This is a genomic window from Paenibacillus sp. FSL H7-0942 (assembly GCF_045040715.1).
In the GTDB taxonomy this organism is placed as follows: Bacteria; Bacillota; Bacilli; order Paenibacillales; family Paenibacillaceae; genus Paenibacillus; species Paenibacillus amylolyticus.
The window spans coordinates 6456584-6477716 of record NZ_CP150279.1; the positions used below are offsets into that span (position 1 = coordinate 6456584).

General features: G+C 49.0%; 11 protein-coding genes and 1 pseudogene. 1 reads left to right on the forward strand and 11 read right to left on the reverse strand.

Features of this window, described 5'->3' with window-relative positions; translation table 11 throughout:
* Positions 1 to 19 precede the first annotated feature (19 nt).
* From MHI48_RS28270 to MHI48_RS28280, 3 genes are all read right to left on the reverse strand, one after another.
* Positions 20 to 2467, reverse strand: coding sequence for a transcription initiation factor TFIID (locus MHI48_RS28270; protein WP_405142420.1), 2448 nt, complete (start codon positions 2465 to 2467; stop codon positions 20 to 22).
* A gap of 1 nt (position 2468) precedes the next feature.
* Positions 2469 to 5858 carry a tubulin-like doman-containing protein gene (locus tag MHI48_RS28275; RefSeq protein ID WP_405142422.1) on the reverse strand — a complete coding sequence of 1130 codons (3390 nt, stop codon included), beginning with the start codon at positions 5856 to 5858 and terminating at the stop codon, positions 2469 to 2471.
* A gap of 299 nt (positions 5859 to 6157) precedes the next feature.
* Positions 6158 to 7951 carry a vWA domain-containing protein gene (locus MHI48_RS28280; protein WP_405142424.1) on the reverse strand — a complete coding sequence of 598 codons (1794 nt, stop codon included), beginning with the start codon at positions 7949 to 7951 and terminating at the stop codon, positions 6158 to 6160.
* 408 nt (positions 7952 to 8359) lie between these two features.
* Between MHI48_RS28280 and MHI48_RS28285 the strand changes: the two genes are divergently transcribed.
* Complete coding sequence (locus MHI48_RS28285; RefSeq protein WP_405142426.1) at positions 8360 to 9292, forward strand: hypothetical protein; 933 nt, start codon at positions 8360 to 8362, stop codon at positions 9290 to 9292.
* Between the two features lie 491 nt (positions 9293 to 9783).
* On the opposite strand, the gene MHI48_RS28290 is transcribed toward MHI48_RS28285, so the two are convergent.
* The 8 genes and pseudogenes from MHI48_RS28290 to MHI48_RS28325 all read right to left on the reverse strand — a co-directional run bounded on the left by MHI48_RS28290 (position 9784) and on the right by MHI48_RS28325 (position 21012).
* Entirely contained in the window at positions 9784 to 11394 is a 1611-nt protein-coding gene (locus MHI48_RS28290) for a DEAD/DEAH box helicase (protein WP_036612770.1), read from the reverse strand.
* A gap of 1418 nt (positions 11395 to 12812) precedes the next feature.
* On the reverse strand, positions 12813 to 14264 hold the full coding sequence (locus MHI48_RS28295; RefSeq protein ID WP_036612773.1) for a SulP family inorganic anion transporter: 1452 nt from the start codon (positions 14262 to 14264) through the stop codon (positions 12813 to 12815).
* 519 nt (positions 14265 to 14783) lie between these two features.
* Positions 14784 to 16454: an AarF/ABC1/UbiB kinase family protein gene (locus MHI48_RS28300; protein WP_076319280.1), complete on the reverse strand. Its 1671-nt coding sequence runs from the start codon at positions 16452 to 16454 to the stop codon at positions 14784 to 14786.
* A complete protein-coding gene (locus tag MHI48_RS28305) occupies positions 16455 to 16835 on the reverse strand; it encodes a phasin family protein (protein ID WP_036612779.1) in 381 nt (126 codons plus the stop codon).
* 72 nt (positions 16836 to 16907) lie between these two features.
* Positions 16908 to 17546 carry a ThuA domain-containing protein gene (locus MHI48_RS28310; protein ID WP_036612782.1) on the reverse strand — a complete coding sequence of 213 codons (639 nt, stop codon included), beginning with the start codon at positions 17544 to 17546 and terminating at the stop codon, positions 16908 to 16910.
* A gap of 43 nt (positions 17547 to 17589) precedes the next feature.
* Entirely contained in the window at positions 17590 to 18312 is a 723-nt protein-coding gene (locus MHI48_RS28315) for an SDR family oxidoreductase (RefSeq protein ID WP_235193706.1), read from the reverse strand.
* A gap of 178 nt (positions 18313 to 18490) precedes the next feature.
* Positions 18491 to 19980: pseudogene (locus tag MHI48_RS28320) on the reverse strand (cobyrinate a,c-diamide synthase).
* Positions 19981 to 20181: 201 nt separating this feature from the next.
* On the reverse strand, positions 20182 to 21012 hold the full coding sequence (locus MHI48_RS28325; RefSeq protein WP_076328707.1) for a uroporphyrinogen-III synthase: 831 nt from the start codon (positions 21010 to 21012) through the stop codon (positions 20182 to 20184).
* Between the last annotated feature and the right edge of the window lie 121 nt (positions 21013 to 21133).

Below are 21133 nucleotides of genomic sequence, written 5' to 3' on the forward strand. Positions count from 1 at the left end.
TCAGGACACCGCCGGCGTCTTAACGAATGGGTGACAACTTTTCCATTAGACCAGCGGGGTGAAGTTCATAGCCATTCTCCGTGTACGAGTCATAATATACCTTGCCGTTCCGATACACCATGAGATCCTCCAGATGGAAACCGCCCATCAGATTCAGCTTCTCCACGCCACTACTTCGTTCTTCGTACACCACACCCAACTTGTAGATACGTGACGTCTCTTCGGCATGTGCCGCGTAGTCCATGAAAGAACTATGATGGTCACCAAAGAAATACTTCTCTTCATATCGATGTTCCTGCGTATAATCGAATACCCGGACCCGAACAACCGCCTGATCCTCCAGCGTGTGGTACAACCTGCGGAACAGATCATCGCGGGTTAATACATCTTTATCTCCGTAGGCAATCGTGACATTCGCCCGCTGCAACAGTTCTTCTTCAAATGGCAATCGCAATGGCTCGGCCGTAAGCAGCAACGAGTGACATACCTCCATCAGTCGTTTCAACAGACGGTCATCGCCTTCTGTGGCAAGCCGGTTCATGTCTCCCATGTAACGGTCCTCAAACCATACATCCCGTCCGCGTTTGGCTTCCAGGTCGATGATTAGCTCTTCCGTCACTTTGCCGTAGTACTCCATCACGTTCTGGCCGATGTATTCATCGGCAGCAGCGATACTTTGGGCAGCTGTCTCTCGCAGTGTGCGTTCCAGCGCTTCAAGTGCTGCTGTGACGTGGCGACTAAAACGGTGAAGTTCTTCCATCTCCGTATCGTAGATACGCAACAGATGTAATTCATTTTCCAGTCGCAGTAATTCTACCTTTGGTACATACACTCGCTCCAGCATGCAGTCAATCAGATTGCGCACATTCTGTTTATCACGGAACAACGCTCGTTTGAACGACTGATCTTCCACTCGCTCTTGCTGACGTTGCTCCAGCAGAGCACGTGCCGATTCAAGCTGCATCGATTTATCCCGAATCAGTCCGAGCAGCGCTTCACGTACACTGCCAGGCTCACTGTCACTCCAGGCCGCCCACTGGAAGTAGCCAACCTCTGGATGCTCCGCGCGGGATTGTTCGGCCTGACGGCGCAGAGAGCCGCCAGAGCTGCGCTCACGCACACGCTCTTCGACAAGACGGACAACGTTATCGCGGAAGTACGCTTCAGCTCCTTGTCCAAACAACGCTCTCTCCGCTTCACGAAGTGAGAGCGGCTTCAGATCAGAGAAACTGACGTTATGCGTCATGATGCCACTCATGCCACTAACCAGATCTTCATTGGGCAGCAGGCCTTCGACTTTGCGTTCCACTGAGGCTGCGTCCAGTCCAAAGAAAGCGAGCTTGTCCTTAATGCTCCAATCCGGCTCCTGCCGCATGCGTGCGAGCAGATACCGATACAGGTGATATAACACCGCCAGTGCAATCGGCTTGTTTGGCCGCCTGATCTCGGCAAAACCCGCGCTGGCATAACCATGCTGATCAGAGGTGGTACGAATATTGTTTTTAAAGGATGTATTGTTGTAGGTGTTCGCTCCCGTGCTTGAAACGCTACCCGAGTGATCTACATCCTGCTTCCTGTTCTTCAGCAGGCAGATCCGGCAGATGATCTCAGCATTTTCGATCCAGCCACCGGGAACGCCGGTTCCACGCTCATTTTTGTCGGACAACAGATATACCAGATCAAACAACGGTGACGCGGGATGTGTAACCGGAATGGAGATCCCATCCTCCGTCACCAGCAGTTTACCGCTGAACGTGTAGTCCAAGGACTGCATATAATCCAGTTCCCGCAGAAAAGCGAGGCCTGCTGCGCTGGCATACCCGAAAGAATCCACCTGTTCCATCTCGCTGACCAATACATGCAGATCCGTCTGCACCGACTTGAAGGCTTGGGACAAAATGGTCTCCGTCAGCTTGGTGAGCTCTGGCAACAATACATTCAGCGGATCATCCGCCCTGGTTACCACCGTAACGTAAATCCGATCAAATGACGAGTATAACCGTCCATATTCGGCAATTCGGTTACTGACCCGACGAAGCGTACGATTCAGGTCAAAGAGCGCCTGATCCGATTCGTGGAAACTGCGATGTACATCCTTACGCCGTGTTTTGGACGGTCGCTCCGTCTGCCCAGTGGTCAAAGGCAAGCGATGAAGAGTCACCTGCCCATCATCGGACGAGCTACCATTCCTCGTTTCAACCGGATGCTCTTTCTGATCTTCTGCACCAATCTGAACGTAGACCACACCGTCTCCATTATCCCATTTCAGCCGATTAATCTCCTGTACGGCAGACACGGCAGGTGCAACCAGATCACCCACGAATAGGAACAAAGCCGGGTAATGGATACTGCTGCGTCCATCACCCAGGCTGCCTTGACGCTCCTGCTCTATTGCATACTGTGCTGCATACTTCTCCAGATCACGCTTCAGGGTATTGTTCGAATTGAACTCCATCCCGGCCGCCATCTTACTTCAGCCTTCTGCGAATGTCGTTCAGCTTGGACGACATCGTTCTGTAGAACTGATAGATGTCTTCTCCGTTAGCCAGTTCTACCCGCTCGTATTCGAGACGATCGCGCGATTCCATGAACAGCGCAGCCAGATCATCCAGCTTTGTCAGCAGTGGGGTGATATCCTCAGAAGCTGTAAGATCGTTATCGCGGCGGGAGGCTTTGCGCAGCAATGTACTGCGATCCTTCTCTGCCAGACCGCGGAAGTTGCCAAACACTTCATACTCGGCAAAGTTACGGCTCTTCATCAAGTTTGCGAACGGCTCCCATGCGTCTTCTTCCGGGTCACGGTCATAGACGTAGAGGGCACCTTTTTTGACGATGGTGTCAGTATATAACGCTTCGATGAAGCGGTCATACCACTGCTCTTCGTCCTGGTACTGGGCAAGAATGCCTTCGAGTTCGGCGACTTTTGCCGAGATGGCATTCATCTTTGCTAGTTCCTCACGTACGCGCGCGATCAGCTGCGGAGAGCGTACCATGTTTTCTTTGGCCATATCTTCATTAATACTGCCGAAAATATCCTTAACTCCCACACGTGGCAACCCTTCGGATTGCAGACGTTTTAGCTCGATCACCGCCCGCTTCACTTCGCCGAGGTTCGGCGTTGTGGACGTGAGACGCATGTCGTAGGCACCCAGTTTGGCAGATAGATCAAACGCTTCTGTTGTCACAATCGCATACCGATTGCTTGTATTCTCATCAATGGATTTGGCTGTCACAATGTTGTATCCAAGCGCCTGCTCAAATTCGTTACGCACACGGGCGTTATACTGCTTCACGCGGGCGTTCTCGTACACATCTCCCCATGATTTCTCCGGAATCGGAGACGGCAGATAGGTCCAGTTGTTTTTCTCCGTTTGTACCAAGTGTCGACCAATGCCTTCTTTGTCCAAAATGGTACGTTCATAACTTTCCTCATATACTTTGAGCGGAGTATACACAAAGAGTGGTACCCCGTTGCGGGTGTTCAGCCAGAATATCCGGTTACGCACTTCACTTTCCTTAACGGTAAAATGAGACTTGCCCACCGCATTGTTCTGATAATTGCGAATCCCTTTCAGAATGCCTGGCGCCTGTGCCGGCACCGATACAAATCCCCATGAAGGGAAATGCAGACTGCCTGTGCTGTTGCTCAGATTGAACACCGGAACAGCCTCATCATCCAACTTGCCAGCAATGAAACGTTCCACGAATTTCTCGACTGACTCATCCTGACCGTATTTGATCACCAGGAAATCTTCCATGGAACGGGTAATCAGATCACCGAATTTCTCACTCAGGAAGTCGGAGATGGAGCTGACGATATCAATCTCGTTTTCTTTCACCCATTGGCTGGAGTTTTCCAGCAATTCACGAGAGAAGTCACGGATCAGATCATCTGTATCACGCTTATCCAACAGCCCGTCCACCACACTGACGATATCCGGTACACTTACAACGTTCCAGTAATATGTTTTGTTGCCTTTGTGATCGGCTTGTTCTTCGCCACGTGTCAGCAGGTCACCGTTCTTCGTGAATATCGAGCTAAGGGCATTCAGCGTTTCGGTAAATACGTTATAAATGCGGCTGTTCTCCTGGTTCAGCAACTCATACAGATCTTCATAGAACTCGATCATCTGATCGTTGCGTTCCACGTCGGCGTGCAGCCAGTACTCATGAATTTTTGCTTCAATATAAGCATTCTTTTTCTTCTCTTTGGAGACAAAAGCACTCTTCGCATCGCCCAGTTTCTCTTCGGACTGCTCCTGAGCTGCTTCAATATCACGCGGAATGCGGAAGGCATTTTCACGCAGCGTTTCGATGTACGACTGAATCATCTTCAGTACACAGAAACCTTTTTCCGTATAAATCAGACGAGAGACATAAAACGGACCTTGTTCGGGATGCAAAAACATACGCCGGATCTGTTCGGTGAACTGACCCGCAATCTCACCAGGCAGTTGTTTCTTCGCCTTGATATATTCTTCACGAGCACGAGCCAGAAAGTTCTGCTCCAGCTCGGTATCCATATTCACGACCTGTGATTTCACCACATTGCCATAGGATAAACGCTCGCTGTTCTGATACCCAGGCAGTGGCTCTGGTACGCGCGCTTCAAAGGACTTGACCACACTTTCGAGATCAATGCCCAGCTTGCGGGCAAACTTCTCGGTATCCTCCTGGTTTGGTGCTTTGGAGAACATGGTGTTCATTTTATCGAACATGCGATACGCCAGATAAGTGGTCATCTCTTCGATCGGCAGGACAGCCGAAGATGCACCGATGATGTTGTAATCATAGTTAGCCGGGTACACCTTGTTCATCTGTGCAATGTTGGTGCGAATGTTGCTGATATAGTCATGGATCGCAAACTCCTCACCTGACTGCTTCTCCTCACTTGCCATGAAGTTGGTAATGTTCTCGGCCGTGACGTTCATGCAGTAATCGTAGGCGTTCTCTAGCAGTTTGCCTTCGGTGTTCGTCGCAGAGATTAGATGACACAGGTTAAATGGAGGCAGTGGTGAGTTGACGGTTAAAATATTGCCGTACTTCTGTGTAAACCGCTCACCGCGGCTATCCACGTTCATCCAGTAATCCAGCTCTTTGAGCGCAGCATATCCGTTTTTACGAATGTATTCACGAGTGTGTTCACTCAAGCTTTTGTTGGACAGGTTCACATCTGGCGTGAACAGATATCCCAGCGTATTCACGCGGTCAATCCCGGCAGAGCCGTGATCACGTTCGATAATGCCGCGCACGATATAGGAAATATCGAGGAAACAGCCGCTGCCTGTACCGCCGGACAGACCTGTCAGCAGGAACACCATCAGTTTTTTGTTGGTGCCTACGGATAAGGTTTTGATCTTTTTGTCGATAGCCTGTACGACCTGATTAATCTTGGTGAACAGGAGCAGACGTCCAGCCTGACGCACCCCTGCGGCGCCGTTCATGCCGTCCGTAATGCTCAGTTCGGGAGACAGCCAGTCCGTAATATACGGTTCAAGCACGCTGCGGTTCTGTAGAAGTCCGCCAATTTCGGCATTGGACAGCAATACGAATTCATTGATCGGATCAAGTCCGATCCCTTTATACTTTTTGGCACGATCCTGTTCGTTTGTCTCAAAAGCCAGAAACTCCACATTGTCCGGCTTGTCCATTTTTTTCTTGGATACCGGGTCCTGTGGCAGCTTGAAACGACGGTTGATCTGATATTTAAGGCGCAGCAACGCATCAATTCCCGTTCCTCCCAGACCAATAATCAAAATGGGGTTATCAATTGTATCAACTCTGATCTTCTCACTGACAATACCTCCGCCAAGTGATACATCCAGTTGCTGAATATGTTCTCTAACAATCGGTTTCATTCCATGTCCTCCTTAGATTAACGCACGTATGCTTCAATCTATATAATTCAAACTAAAGAATATTTACACTTGCCACTCCGTTGACAGAACAACCTTCCGATCGCTGTTATACCCAGATTTTTTGATTCTATTTTCCAAAGGTGAACATCTGGGTATAGCGTATGCTTCCGATGTAGCTTTCTTTCAGAAAGCTTTTAGGCGAACGCTTCGCTTCTCCAGCTTTTTTCTGTCCTCTCCGTTCTCGTGTAAACAATTATATCCAACTCAAATTTTCATTCCTTTTAAACCAAACAATCATCTTACACCAGATACTCAATTAAAATGGTCTTGTCCGCCTGTTGCAGCGGGATGCTCAGTCGGTCACCGTTCTTCAGTTCAACGCCTGAGCTTGCATCGACTGCACGACCGGATTTCTCCAGCGTACCGCCTGCGGTGTTACGGATTATAATTCGATCCCCATTGCTGGGCGTAAATACATATTTTTCGGTTTCCTTCAGCTCAGGGTCCAGTTGCAACAACTGATGCAGATGGAATCTGCCCCGGAAGGATACCAACTTTTTATATTGTGGATAGGACTTGTCTCCCGTGTTCTCATCACGAATCTCCACGACCATCTGACCTACAAATCCCCGATTTTTTCGTTTCAGCCAGCCCATCAGGAACCAGGCACCAACACCAACCACAATCAGAGCTATAACACCCAGGATGACAGGCAACCAAGGAAACGGCTTGTCCTGTTCACCGACTGACGTTGTTGGTTGAGATCCACTTCCGGCTGCTCCACTCGCGTTGATCGTGATTGGCTCACTTTCACGGTAGAAGCTGTCTTCTTCCGCACGGATGACTAATTCATAGTTATGATTGTCTGGTACTTCAAACGTTCCGGCAAAACCAGAACCTGTGTTTTCCAGCGGTTGTTCCTCGCTTTTACCTGTATCCACATCTTTCACAACCAGCGTCGCCTTCATATCCTTATACAGGTCATTATCCTGAAGCGGCTGACCTCCATTCTCCAGTTTGGCTGCAAGATCAACCTTATCCCCTTTGGTATAGGACTTGGTCTTAATTGGGTCCACAACGAGCTGAAGATCATAGTTGAACAACAGGTTGATATCGATGCTGTCTTTCGGAGCCCCTTTTACCCGAAGTTTCCAGTCTCCTTCTTGGGGTTTCAACAGCTTCACGAGTGAATAACTCTTCGACGTCGAGAGCTTGGCTGCATCCGAGTTCAGATCCACGGCTTGTCCGGAAGGGTCCGTCAATTGCACTTCCACCGGCTTCGAAGACATGATCGAAATGTTTGCTTCCAATACACTGTCGTTTGGCACGTTCACGGTAACTTCCTGATAACTGCCGTTTCCCGTTACAGAGGGTAGCTTCACGACATTCAGTTTGGCATGATCGGCGAAAATCTCACTCAGAATCTGTGGCAGATCATCCGGCGTATCGGTAATGAATGACTTGCCTCCGGTCTGCTTGGCCAGGTCTGCGAGTGCATCCTTGTTCAGCTTGCCATCGGCGTTAAGTCCAATCGTATATACCGGGATACCCTGATCCTGTGCTTCCTTCACGGATTTCGCCAGATCAGCGTCGGATTGTGCCTGTGTACGGCCTTTGGTTTTGTTAAAGTCATTGTTGCCATCCGCCAGCAGCACGATCATCGGCGAGTGGGATGGGTCTGCACCATGATTCAGTATGTTGACGGCTTCGGCGACACCAACTGAGACATCGGTATATGGCCCCCGGCCGAGCTGATCAATAAAATCTTTCAGGCTGCTCTTGTCCGCATCGGACTGAATCTCCAGCATAGCCTTTTCCCGCTCCACCTGATCGGTATAAGCGACAATCCCTACCTTGTCCCCCTGGACGGGCAGCATATCAATAAACATTTTCATGGCTTCATTACTGATCTTGTCACGGTCACTTGTATTCATCGAATTACTTACATCGGCTACAAGTACCGCATCGATTCCGCTCGTCTGTGCCTGAGCCGCTGCAGCTTGTGGCAGCAACGCTTGAGGTAACAGTAGCGTTAGAATTGCCAGCAGAACCATCGTTCCGCTGAGCCAGCGTATTTTGCGTGTCCGCAGCATTGGGTGTACTCCTTCACGTTTGAGATTAAAATGGGAATAGTTTATTATAGGCGTCAAGCCTTAAGGAAATCTTAACAGTCTACTAACAAATTCTGAAAAGCACCCCTATCTTGAGTTACAGTTTTGTAATGACTGACAAAAATCGACGATTTCATGCCTTGAACTGGCACAAAAGTACCAACTATGGAAATATGATATAGTTATTGCCAGCAAACTGCAATATAACAGCGCTTGTTCACCAAGCCATAGAAGGGAACGGATTATGGTTACATACGGATGCCTCGCCATATTGTTTCTTTTTGTCATGATAAAGGGTTTTGCACTCCAGCTCCATCGGCGGAAACCGGTTTCCCGCGAAGACACGGATCGTACCCTCTACACTATTCTGAATGGTGAGCGTGATTGAGCATGAGTACTAAACTAGTTGTATCCATAAGACCATTTCAACGAACGACCTATGCCTATGAAAAGTTGCAAGTCTGCTCACGTTGTGGACAGTACACCTGCCTTTGGGAAGATGAGTGCACGGCCTGTGGCCGGGGTACCCTGAATTCCGTTCAGGCGAAGGCGACTTCCCGTGTGAAACGTCGGATTGCACGCGACTTGTTCATTACGGTATTGTTCGGTGCAGCTGCTACCTATTTTGGTGAGACCATAGATCAGACCATGGCGGCAGCCAGCGTTTCCCTGCTGCTTCTGGCCTTACTCATCTTCATGCAGAAACGTTCATTCGAGGTAGAGCAGCAGCGCGAGTTGAAGCGCACGTTGCAACAGGACGAGGAACTCATCCGCCAGGGTATTAACCGCAACTGGGCTCTGGTCGCCGAAGCTCGAAAACAGGATGAAGCACTTGCCTATGAGATGCTCCGCGAGATCGGCTCACTCGTCTACAATGACCGGATTCGACTGCAACAGGTTGCGCTGTTACAATCCTTTGTCCTACGCAGTGATATGGATCTGCAGCTCAAGCCCTTGCTCTTACGCAGCTTCGAGCGGCTGCTCGCTGAATATATCGGTGAGATTGCACGGCTTAAGCCGGATTTGATCCGTGAAGATGCGATTCGTTATATCGCGACCTATGAAGTGAACATTTTACAGCTCCACAATGGAATTCAGATACTTACAGCCGTAGCTGCTGCTGCCGTGCGCAAGAGCAAATATATTGAGTTATTCCCTAGTCTTATTACCCGCTACGCCCGCTTTATGCCCAAGGATCGATTCATGAGACTTTATCACACGATTGAACGCTATCCGAGCAAGGCACGAGGGGGATTGGCAGAGTCGGTAGGTCGGGTGTATAACGAGAAATATCGGAATCAATACGCAGATGTTCAGCTGTAGGGATGATATATTGAGAAAGAAAAACGTAGTTTAGTGCAAATTCACTCCGTGTATATAGACGAATGCAATTTCATCCACCCCTGCATGCAAGTCAGCACCACTGATCGAAGGTTATGATTCTAATGATATAAGAATTAATCCAAAAACACCCCATCCTTAGGTCTAGGATGAGGTGTTTTGAATTTTATGGTAGTCTGCCAAGTGCTATACGCAGTACACGGACAAAAAGAAAAACTAGATGGGGAATACCTAAATGGCATCTTCCATGGATCAAGCAGACGCGCAAACAGGCACTCGAAGATGACAAAAAGAATAAGCGGAAATGAGCATCTGTCCTGTTGAAAAAGGGCCGCAACGTGGTTCCGTCGCGACCCTTGATCTGAGGGTTCGGTACATGTGTACCCGAATCCTCTCATATGTGCCATGCCAAACCCTGTGGCATGGCATGGTGCCTGCGCAAGTGCGGCTGCATCGCCGCTTGCGCCAAGGCTTTACCGTCCGCGACGAGAATCGCGACGGTCGCCCTTCGCCGGTCCGCGTCCTGCGGATTCCGGACGGCGAGAGCCTTCGCTGCTGCGCCCGGAGGTGCGCTTGTCGGCACTACGGCCAGCCCAGCCGCTGCTAGCTGCACCGCGTCCGCCTTGGCCCACTGCACCGCGACTGCTGTCGCTGCTGCGCGCGGAACCACGCCCTGCGCTACGCTCGTCGCCACTGCGACCCGCACCGCGTCCACCTTGGCCTGCTGCACCGCGACTGCTGTCGCTGGTGCGTGCGGAACCACGGCCTGCGCTGCGCTCGTCACCACTGCGGCCACCGCTACGACCACCTTCGCCGCCGCGGGAACCACGTCCGCCATCTCTGCGATCGTTACGGCCTGCACCGCGACGAGCACTGCCAGTTCCGGAAGAGCGTCCACCTGAACGTTCGTCATCCCCTTGACCGTTGATTGAACGTCTAGCTGCTCCAGTTGAAGCAATTGGACCTTCGCTCGTCCACTGGATACGGGACAGCTTCTGGTCGATCCCTTGTTCAATACGTGCAAGTTCCGGTCTGTCGTGCTCTGTTGCAAACGTTACAGCAAGACCTGTACCGCCTGCACGGCCCGTACGACCAATCCGGTGAATATAACTTTCCGCATCATGCGGCATATCGTAGTTAAATACATGCGTAACGCCTTCAACATCAAGTCCACGTGCAGCTACATCTGTAGCAACGAGTACTTGCAGTTTGGCATCGCGGAACGCTTTCATAACGTTCTCACGCTTGGATTGGGACAGATCTCCATGAAGTTCATCACTTGCATAACCTGCTTCACGCAGATCTTGGTTCAGCTTGGATGCACGACGCTTGGTCCGGCAGAAAATAATCGCCAAGTATGGGCGATACGTATCAATCATGCCGCGAAGCGCTTCAAGCTTGCCGCGATCCGTACATTCCAGCACCTGCTGGCGAATCTGTTTGATCGGGATAACAGATTGGGAAGATACCTTCACATCTTCCGGATCTTTCATGTAGGTCTTCGCCAGGTTGCGTATGCCCTTTGGCATCGTTGCTGAGAACAGCATGGTCTGACGTTTGTGTGGCAGCTCACTAAGAATCGTCTCCACATCGTCCAGGAAGCCCATGTGCAACATTTGGTCGGCTTCATCCAGCACCAGTTTTTTCACATTATCCAGCTTCAACGTGCCACGGCGCAGGTGATCCAGCAGACGACCCGGTGTACCAATAACGATCTGGGTACCGTTCTGCAATTTACGCAGTTGTTTATCCACATCCTGCCCACCGTATACGGCAAGCACGTGCAGTTTATCGTCATTTGCCGTGAGCTTCTTCGCTTCTTCCGTAATTTGCAGCGCAAGCTCACGCGTAGGCGCGATAATCAGCGCTTGCGGAGAACGGTCGGATACGTTAATTTTCTGAATAATCGGCAGCAAAAATGCCAGCGTTTTCCCTGTCCCTGTCTGTGCCTCAGCGATAATATCGCGTCCACCCAACAGTACCGGAATCGAACGCTCCTGTACCGGAGTCGGCACGGCGATGCCCTGATGTTTCAGGATCTCGCACCATTCCGGGCGAATGCCCAGTTGTTCAAAGTTTGCCAATCGTTACACCTCTGTATATTCATTTAGATAAGTCCATTTCATAATGACCTTAGTATCAGTATCTGCCATCAAGACTAGTTTTCCTTATATCAATCATGATTATGAAATGAATTTTTTAAAAAGCAATCCACTCGTTGCTCTTCTTCTCCATACCCTGTAGTTTACACGTTAGTCAAGCAAAACAAAAGGGGATACAGCGTTACACCCCCAACTTGTAGCACAAAACCCCAAGATCAGCGTAACTTGTATCGACCAAGTGAGTTTGAGGACGGTTATGAGAGAGTGTGTGAGGTTGGTTTTGAGAGTAACTATAGGAGCCCCTCTGAGAATGATGATGAGTGGAGTAAGCTAAAGCGCTAGCTCGAAGTATGACCCTGACTCTGTAGAATGGGGTTGAGGATTGAACTGCACATGGTCAGGCGGAGGTTATGCGGGCTACAGTGTCTGATGGCGCTCCTTGAGAAAGATGTATTGGATCGTTATGTTCATAATCCTTGGATAGTTTAGAGATTTCGTTGAGATTGAGATAGCTGCTATGATTCTATAAATTGTTGTACAGGATATTCTGAAACAGATCAAAAGGAAGCTATTTTGCAAAAGTTTCAGGAATTGAAAGAGTACCTCACATAACTCCGTACATTGAGATCAAGATCTCTCGCGGTTCGAAAATAGCTCCAACGATCGCCCCCCACTTACCACTAATTCTAACGAATCCAGGACACCCTATTACGCCAATTAAAGCCGTTTGGATTTTTTAACGAACTCCAGTCACCTTATTACTCGGAAATACCGGGGAAACGGCATCAGTATAGGTGAAATCAGCAAAATAAGATGTCTAAGATTCGTTAGAATAACGAAAACATGAAATAGTTCCATATAAGACGCGCCAGGTTCGTTAGAGTTTACACATAGGGAGGACACAAGCATCAACACAGTAACATCAGCTACAGCAATAACAACATATACTAGAACCAGAACACCAACTACAAATACTAGAACTAGGAACAGCAACAACAACAACAACAACAAGCACTACCTATACTTCTACTAGAACTACTACTACAACTTCTACTAGAACTACCACTACCACCATTAGAACTATTTCTTCTTCTTCTTCGTTCTTTTTCTGTTCTCTTCTTCACTGTACACACCACACACTCTAATAAAAACAACGACGCCCTCTCCCCAATTTATTTTAGGAAAAAGTGCGCCGTTGATAGAAAGTATCTTTTTATGTTATCTACTACACAGGGCTGTCACATGTCTGCTCACCACTACTTTAGGACAGTAGCCCTCATAACTTCATTACTTGTTTAGATCCTTAATTCCAGATTTACTAAACCGTTCATTTTTCACCTTGTCCGCGTAACTATAGTCAGACATTGCACCTTTGGACAACAACCTTCGTTGCAACCAAGTTACGAACCGTGCCCTCCAGCTGTAGCAAATCCACTCCGTTCAAGAATACGGGAGCTTTCCTCGTTTAACCCGCGCAGGTGCACGGTTTTGCCTAGCTTCGCGTATTTGAACTTCAATTTGCCGATAGCCACAACCGCAGTGTTATCCCAGATATGTGAACCTCCGAAATCAATCGTGATTTCCTTCGGATCGGCCTCTGCATCGAACTCATCTACAAAGCGGGACGAAGAGCCAAAGAAGAATGGTCCGTGAACCCGATATACTTTCTGCCCTTGTTCCTGGCTCGCCTGTACGCGAATCTTGGTCTGTTTCCAGCCAAAATGCAGCACACTGAGCACAACGCCGACCATAACCCCGATCGACAGATCGTGGGTATAGACCACAATTGCCACCGTCACGATCATGACAAAGGCTTCCGCGCGCGGCACGCGAGTTATATTTTTGATAGAACTCCAGTCGAATGTTCCGATACACACCATAAACATCACACCAACGAGCGCACCCATCGGTACCTGTTTCACCACACCGCTAAACAGCAGCAACAGAATCGCGAGAAACGCACCCGCAGTAAACGTGGATAATCTTCCACGTCCACCAGATTTCACATTAATGACCGACTGCCCAATCATCGCACAGCCGCCCATGCCGCCAAACAAACCGTTAACAAAATTCGCAATACCCTGACCACGCACTTCACGATTCTTGCTGCTCTTGGTCTCGGTCATCTCATCCACGATGGTTGCAGTCAGCAGGGATTCCAGCAAACCAACCAGTGCCATGGTGAATGAATAAGGCAACAGAATAATCAGCGTGTCCCAAGTCCACGCAATATTTGGCAAGTGGAACATCGGCAGAGTGCTCGTTATATTTCCCATATTGCCTACCGTTCTTACGTCCAGATGGAACACCACGGTAATAATCGTCATCACGACGATTGCAATCAGTGGAGCTGGAATGCCTTTGAAAAACCGTGGCAAAATATAAACGATCGCCAGCGTGCCCGCTACCATCGCATACATAATCCAGTTCGCTCCCGTGAAGTGGGTTAACTGCGCCATAAAGATGAGTATAGCCAGTGCGTTAACGAATCCGGTCAGTACCGAATGAGGCACAAACGTAATAAACCGTCCAACCTTAAATATGCCCAGTAGAAACTGGATAATGCCCGTCAAAATCGTCGCCGCAAAAAGATATTCCACGCCATAATCCTTGACGAGTCCAACCATCAGTACCGCCATGGCACCGGTTGCCGCCGAGATCATGCCTGGTCTTCCACCAGCAATCGAGATCACAATCGCAATCGTAATCGAAGCGTATAATCCGACCATCGGATCAACACCCGCAATGATGGAGAACGCAATGGCTTCCGGAATTAACGCCAGCGCTACCGTAATGCCTGCCAGCACGTCTCCGCGAATGTTGCCAAACCATTGTTGTTTTAAAGTATTCATATGTTCTTGCCGTTCCTCCTACGTGTATTCCTTATAATGGACAATCCTGCTGATGAGTAACGGAAGCCGTTCACACTAACCAACTACCCAGGACAGCACAAAACAACGGATTCCTCTCCGCGTCATTCACCTATGCTCATCCCTGAGTTGCATCATTATTTACCATCCATATAGCCTTGACGGGTTAATATGCACTCATGTCTTTTCCGTTCCAGTGTGTACCGCTGGTGTTCCATTACTGCCTCAGTTGTCTTACTCGTGCGACATCAGGAGCTGATCCTGACGCCCATAGGTTTTCCCCTCTCAGAAAAACCGGGTCCGTTAATGTACTGACCTATTATTATAGTCACAGGACCGGATATGTACTAATACAGTTAAGGCGAAAAAACAGAACCTTTTCTTCTATTATCTTAATCTTTCTATAATTTACTCACCAATTCTCTATTCACAAAAAAATAACCCGCAAAGATCCTTTGAAGAAAGTCTCTTTACGGGTATTCTTGTGATGTAATGCTGTTGCTAGAACCTTCCCGATTTGAATATCGAATAGAGCAGGAAAGCCACCATCAAAATCGCCACCAGGAAACCAATCTCAATGACCGGAATATCCCACAGCATCGTGGACTGATGACTGATCGACGAACCGATAATCAGGCCCACCATAATGATACAGAAGGCAAGTAACACAATACTGAAAGACAGCCGATTACTAATCTGGTCCATTCTGCGCATGAGTGCATCCAGTTCAGGGACACTAATCTCCAGTCTCAGCTTGCCTTTGCTAATAATGGATGATAATTGCCTTAACTGCCCTGGCAGACCAATGACACTCTCGGCCATATCGGCCGCACTGCGGAACAACCGATTCTTGATTCTTCCGGCACTAAAACGTTCCTTGATCAGCTTCCGCCCAAAAGGCTCGGCCATATCTACAATGCTCAGGGAAGGATCGAGATGTTCAATTACACCTTCCATTGTAAGCAACGACTTACCGAGCAGCAGAATATCGGCAGGCATGACAACCCGGTGCCTCTGGGCTACGCCGAATAAATCATTCAATGCCTGACCCACACTAATCTTGGAAAAGGGAATATCGTAATATTTGCTACGCAACTTGTCCAAATCCACATGAAGACCACGCAGGTCCATGTCATCTGGCATCATGCCGAGCTTCTCAATCGCCCGGATCATACTGTCTGTATCTTTGCGCATTAATCCAATAATAAGCGAAGCGAGCTGTTGTTTCATCTCATCACTCAGACTGCCCACCATACCGAAGTCTATAAAAGCAAGACGTCCATCCTTCAATACCATTAGATTGCCCGGATGTGGGTCAGCGTGAAAGAATCCCTGAATAAAGATCTGATTTAATAATGAATCCACCAACCGCTCGGCAATGTTATTCAGATCATGACCGCGTCTGACCAGTTCTTCACGATCATTGAGCTTGATACCTTCGATATACTCCATAGTGAGCACACGGGACGAAGTCTGATCCCAGTAGATTGTCGGGATTTTCACCTTGTTGTCCTGTTGGTATTGCTGTGCAATCTTTTCCGTATTGCGGCCTTCGACTGTATAATCCAGCTCGGCCATCAACGCCTGAGCATATTCTTCGACCATTTGCGGAATCTGATATTGCTTCACCCAGTCCCAGCGCTTCTCGGCCATGGCTGTCAGTTCACGCAAAATATCCAGGTCACGCTGCACAATACGCGATATGCCCGGCCGCTGAATCTTGATGGCTACCAATTCACCGCTTTGAAGTTTGCCCAGATGCACCTGTCCAATGCTGGCCGCAGCTACAGGGGTATCCTCGAACCGGGAAAAGATCTCCTCCAGCGGTGTATCCAATTCCTGTTCCAAAATACCCCGTGCCGTCTCGGAAGAGAACGGCGGGACCTGATCCTGTAACTTCACCAGCTCACGAATGACAGACTCAGGCAACAGATCTGCCCTTGTGCTTGCGAGTTGCCCCAGCTTAACGAAAGCTGGCCCCAGCTCCTGCAGCACAAGCCTAATACGTTCACTCAGCGTTTTGGTGGTGTGTGCTTCACGCGACATCCACCGTCTGGGCAGAGCCAGCAACTGGAACAAACCCAGCTCCTCGACCATATAACCGAAGCCATGACGCACTAGCGCCATGGCAATTTCACGGTATCTGCCGACATGTTTGATTCGCACTGCCATCTACTCGATCTCGTTTCCTTTGAGAGGAGGAGGAACTTCAAGTGGAGCTGGGGATTCATCAGGTTGAAGCTGTGGTGAGTGGCCCAGTTCGGCAAGTTTTTTCTCCAGAACAGCAACGCGCTGTTCCAGACTGGTTACATCACTTTCGGATGCCACACCAGCTTCCTGAAGCACACGCTTGACCTGTTCTTGAATCACTCTCTTGAACTGGCCTTGCTCTTCATCGCCCCGTTCCAGTAGACGTTCAACCAAAGCTTTGGATTCACCGGGCGCAAGTTCCCCGCGCTTGACCAAATCATCCACGGTTTTCTCAATTTTTTCTTTGCTTACGACAGTAAGACCAAGCCCTAACGAGATCGCCTTTTTGAACAAATCGCTCATTTTTGTCATCCTCCTCTTCGTTGATCTCTATATTATACCCCTTATACTCTGCATGCAAAAATGTCAGTCCGATCAGACGTAACGCGCAGCCCATTTGCCTGCTTGCAGAAGTAACTTCCGGTACGTTTCGTGTGCAAAAGACGGCACATGGTGACCCGGCATCAGATAAACAATACGCCCAACACCATATCGATGAGCCCAAACCGCAGGCTTTGGTCCTTCTTCGGATTGATATTCAAGCAATATTTTCGTTTCGGCAAAAGAACCAAATTCGAACTGATAAGGCTCTTCTTCCATTGTGAAATTCGAGATGCCCTCCGTCACGGGATGGCTTTCCGCCGTTACAGTGAATTCAAGCGGTGTATACGCCGGATGATGCAGGAACTTGGCACCGATCATCTGTTTGAGCTCATAACGATTTTGGAGCGAAATGCCGTTATGTATAATGACCAGTCCCCCCCCATTACTTACATAGGACAACAAACCTGCTGTCTGCTGTGGAGAGACTTTACCCTTCCAATCGTCCATGTATGAGATACATACATCAAACCCGGTTATATTTTCTTGCAGCAGCATATTCCGATTCTCACTGCACTGCACAGTCATAGTATCATGGAAAATTCGGCTTATCTCCGCATCCACCCCCTGAAGCGGGTGCCAATCCGGATGTGTATAATCGCCAAGTAGTAATGCTTTTTTACGATGATCCATTCAATTAATCTCCTTTCTTGTTCACCTCACTGTATAAAACCAACTACCAGGGGAGCTTCTCTCCCTTGTAGTCCACATATGCGGGCTGATCTCCTTTAAACTGTTCATGGCGGTCGATAAGTACTGCGATATGCTGTGCAGATTGCTCGGGCGTGAGATCCGCAGCAACATCCAATTCGCCCCTCATATAACTCTGTACCCAACCGGGATGCACAAGCATCACTTGTCCGCCTTCATCCTTCAGACCATTGTGCACAAGACGGGCCTGCATGTTCAAAGCAGCTTTGGACATACAATAGGCATACCACCCATCCCGACTGCATTGTTCTATACTTCCAGCCTCGGAAGAGATATCAACAATCAGCTTGACCTGTCCTTGAAGAAGGAGGGGTAACAGGGAATGAGTCACACGCAGTGTACCTAAGGTGTTCACATTAAATACTTCAGCCATCTCCGCCATATTCAACGGCCCGCGGATATGATCCGTAATACTTCCTAGTATAGCCGCATTATTGATCAGCATATCCAAATGATTCGTATCCAGCTTCAATGTCTCCGTGAACAGAGCTACCGACAGGTCGTCCGCGATATCCAGTTCGATGGCGCGCAGATGGTCAGGATATCCTTCTGCAAGCATACGAATTCCCTCGGAATCTTCCACGTCCAGACCGGCCGCATACACGAGATACCCTCTCTTCAGCATCTGTGCCGTCAAAGCCAATCCCAATCCACGAGCAGCTCCCGTTACACATACGGTTCTCATCATGATGTCCCTCCCTCGCATAATGATTCTGTCTTTTATTCATTCCACATATTCATCTGAAAACCTTTAATTCAGAATCGGATTGCCAACTTCACGACCAAAGACTCAGGAGGTAAAAGCGAGATTAGAGCCATTTTGCTTATTGAATTCAGCTATCTATTTGAGCTATAAATAGCTGTTATTATCTCTGCATATCTCGCTCCTGCCGATAGGCTAAACAATGCTCCACCCATCTTCGAGCGGCTGCCGGGTAAGAGCCCAGATGAACGTGCGTATACCCCGCCACGATGTTGCCTGCGGCATATCCCTCTTGCTTCAAGCCACGCATCCCCTTGGTCTCATACGCATAAGGAATCGTTTCTTCATCACGATAGGTCATTGTCGAATAATGAAATTCATGACCTCGAAGTACTTCACCCTTTTTCAGTAAAAAGGAATCCTGAACGCTACTCGCTTCACGGTAGCCAAGCGCAGCGCGCTTCTTCTGCATCTGCACCTGTGCGGGGATAATGCCCGCCATGTCGAAAGTAACTCCCTCTCGGTCGGTCAACGTTTCTCCAAGCACCATGTAACCACCACACTCGGCAAATAAAGGCATGTTGGATTGTACTGCCTGTCGAAGTCCTTCCAAGAACCCTTGGTTACCGGCAATCTCTGCTGCAAATTCCTCTGGAAACCCGCCGCCCAAATAGACGCTATCCACATCCGTTGGAATACCTTCGCCAGCAAGAGGACTGAAGTATTGTAATCGGGCCCCGGCTGCTTCGAGCAATTCCAGATTATCGGGATAATAGAAATTAAATGCGGCATCGCGCGCAACGGCAATGACAGGCTGTACCGCATATGATACATGTCGATTATTAACGCGGATCACTGAATCGAATTGTGAATCGTAATTGGAGCCTGATTCAGCATTAGCCGAATCCGTGTGGGCAGTCGTGGTGCATTTAACGGCGGGGCGCTTGCCGCCAGTCCCAGCAGAAGATCCAGATCAGTGCCTTCCATCAGCACATCGGCAGCCCGCTGAAATAATGGCTCCAGTTCACCGCGCTCAATGGCAGGTACCAGCCCCAGATGTCTCTCCGGGATGGACATGTCTTCGTCCCGCTTCAGCCAGCCAACCACAGGAATGCCGCACATCTGCTCAATGGCTTTTTGCACAATGGTATAATGACCCGCACTTCCACACCGGTTGACGATCACTCCGGCAATATTTAATTCAGGCTCCAGTTGTTGAAAACCCAAGACAATCGCGGCCGCACTGCGAGCCATGCTGCGTACGTCCACAACCAGAATCACAGGGGTCTGCGTGACCAGAGCAATCTCTGCAGTTGAGCCTGTATTGTTAAGCGGATCTTTGCCATCGTAGAGGCCCATAACGCCCTCGATAATGGAAATATCATGTCCCGCCGATGCCTTCTCGAACGTATCTCTCACATACTCAGGCGATGTCATCCATGCATCCAAATTGCGTGACGGTCTGCCCGTAACAGCGGTATGGTAGGTCGGATCAATATAGTCTGGGCCGCATTTGAACCCTTGTACACTCAAACCACGCTGAGCGAGTGCTCTCATCAGCCCCAAGGTTACTGTCGTTTTCCCTGCACCACTTCCGGTGCCTGCAATGATCAGTCGGGGTCTGGCGTTAGGATCTGCAATGGTCATCGTCATTTCCACCTTTTCTTCGAGATAAGAAAAGCTTCTGATCGAAGCACTATTAAGGATGTACATTCGTATTTTAGTTGTAACGTATAAATTCTATAATCTAAACAAAACCGCATCATATAGCGATGCGGTTAAGATTAATGCACACTTTTTTATTCATGAAGCGACGCCAAAAGCTTTTTATCGAACTGATCTAAAAGCAGGCCACTAATCTCTAATCTTGGCCGCACGCCCTGCTGCAAAGTAACGTCCAAGCTCAACGATGAGTGCTCCCATCTTCTCTTCCTCCGGAATGACCAGTGCCTCAATGCCTTCTTCACGCATGGAGTTTGCGGTAACTTTACCTACAGACGCAGGAATTACACCTTGTCTGAAGGCTGCAAGCATCGGCTCAAGCTTGTCCTGGGAGGCCGCATATTGCGTCAGAAATCTAACCTGCGGTCCACTTGTGAACGCAACAGCATCTACTTCGTACTTTAGAATTTCATTTAATAACTGTTCCAGTTCTGCCTCTTCTGGCGGTACATGGCGGTAAGGAAGCACTTGTCTGACGATGGCACCTTGTTCTTCCAACCATGCAACGAGTTTGGGAGCTGTCTCCCCATGAAGCTGCAACATAACCTTTTTCCCTGCGAGATCATGTGGGGCGAATTCTCGAATGAGCCCGTCCGTGCTACCGTCATCATCTCGTACCAGCGGTGTTAACTTGCGCTTTTTGAGCACATTCACCGTCTTGTATCCCCTTGCCGCAATTGAGGATTCCGATAACACATCCAACAATTGGCCTGCCACTTCCATATCCTCAGCCATTTCAAATAATGCATCCAATCCCATACCCGTAGTTAACACCGCCCAGTCTGGCGGGTCTGAGATCCAGGATACCAGCCCATCCCTGATACTCCGATCATCCAGGAATACGGTCCCCTGTGCCGGTCGCACAAGCGGGATTCCACCCATTTTTTCAACCAGTATGGACATTTCTTTCGATTTTCGTGGTCCTGTCAATGCTACACGCACACCTGCCAAATGTTGAGCCATTCATGTTCCCCCCGTTAGTTCAGCCGAATGTTCATCAGTCTGACTACAGTATACAGGGTACTTCTGTGGAGGGAAACTGTACTTTCCCTCTTTTTGCCCGTTCATCTATAAGGATTTTTGA

Bases quoted from the DNA above. Each gene is read 5' to 3' on its own strand.
- MHI48_RS28280 (WP_405142424.1), bottom strand. From the start codon at position 7,951: ATGCTGCGGACACGCAAAATACGCTGGCTCAGCGGAACGATGGTTCTG.
- MHI48_RS28300 (WP_076319280.1), bottom strand. From the start codon at position 16,454: ATGGCAGTGCGAATCAAACATGTCGGCAGATACCGTGAAATTGCCATG.
- MHI48_RS28325 (WP_076328707.1), bottom strand. From the start codon at position 21,012: ATGGCTCAACATTTGGCAGGTGTGCGTGTAGCATTGACAGGACCACGA.
- MHI48_RS28270 (WP_405142420.1), bottom strand. From the start codon at position 2,467: ATGGCGGCCGGGATGGAGTTCAATTCGAACAATACCCTGAAGCGTGAT.
- MHI48_RS28315 (WP_235193706.1), bottom strand. From the start codon at position 18,312: ATGATGAGAACCGTATGTGTAACGGGAGCTGCTCGTGGATTGGGATTG.
- MHI48_RS28285 (WP_405142426.1), top strand. From the start codon at position 8,360: ATGAGTACTAAACTAGTTGTATCCATAAGACCATTTCAACGAACGACC.
- MHI48_RS28305 (WP_036612779.1), bottom strand. From the start codon at position 16,835: ATGAGCGATTTGTTCAAAAAGGCGATCTCGTTAGGGCTTGGTCTTACT.
- MHI48_RS28295 (WP_036612773.1), bottom strand. From the start codon at position 14,264: ATGAATACTTTAAAACAACAATGGTTTGGCAACATTCGCGGAGACGTG.
- MHI48_RS28310 (WP_036612782.1), bottom strand. From the start codon at position 17,546: ATGGATCATCGTAAAAAAGCATTACTACTTGGCGATTATACACATCCG.
- MHI48_RS28275 (WP_405142422.1), bottom strand. From the start codon at position 5,858: ATGAAACCGATTGTTAGAGAACATATTCAGCAACTGGATGTATCACTT.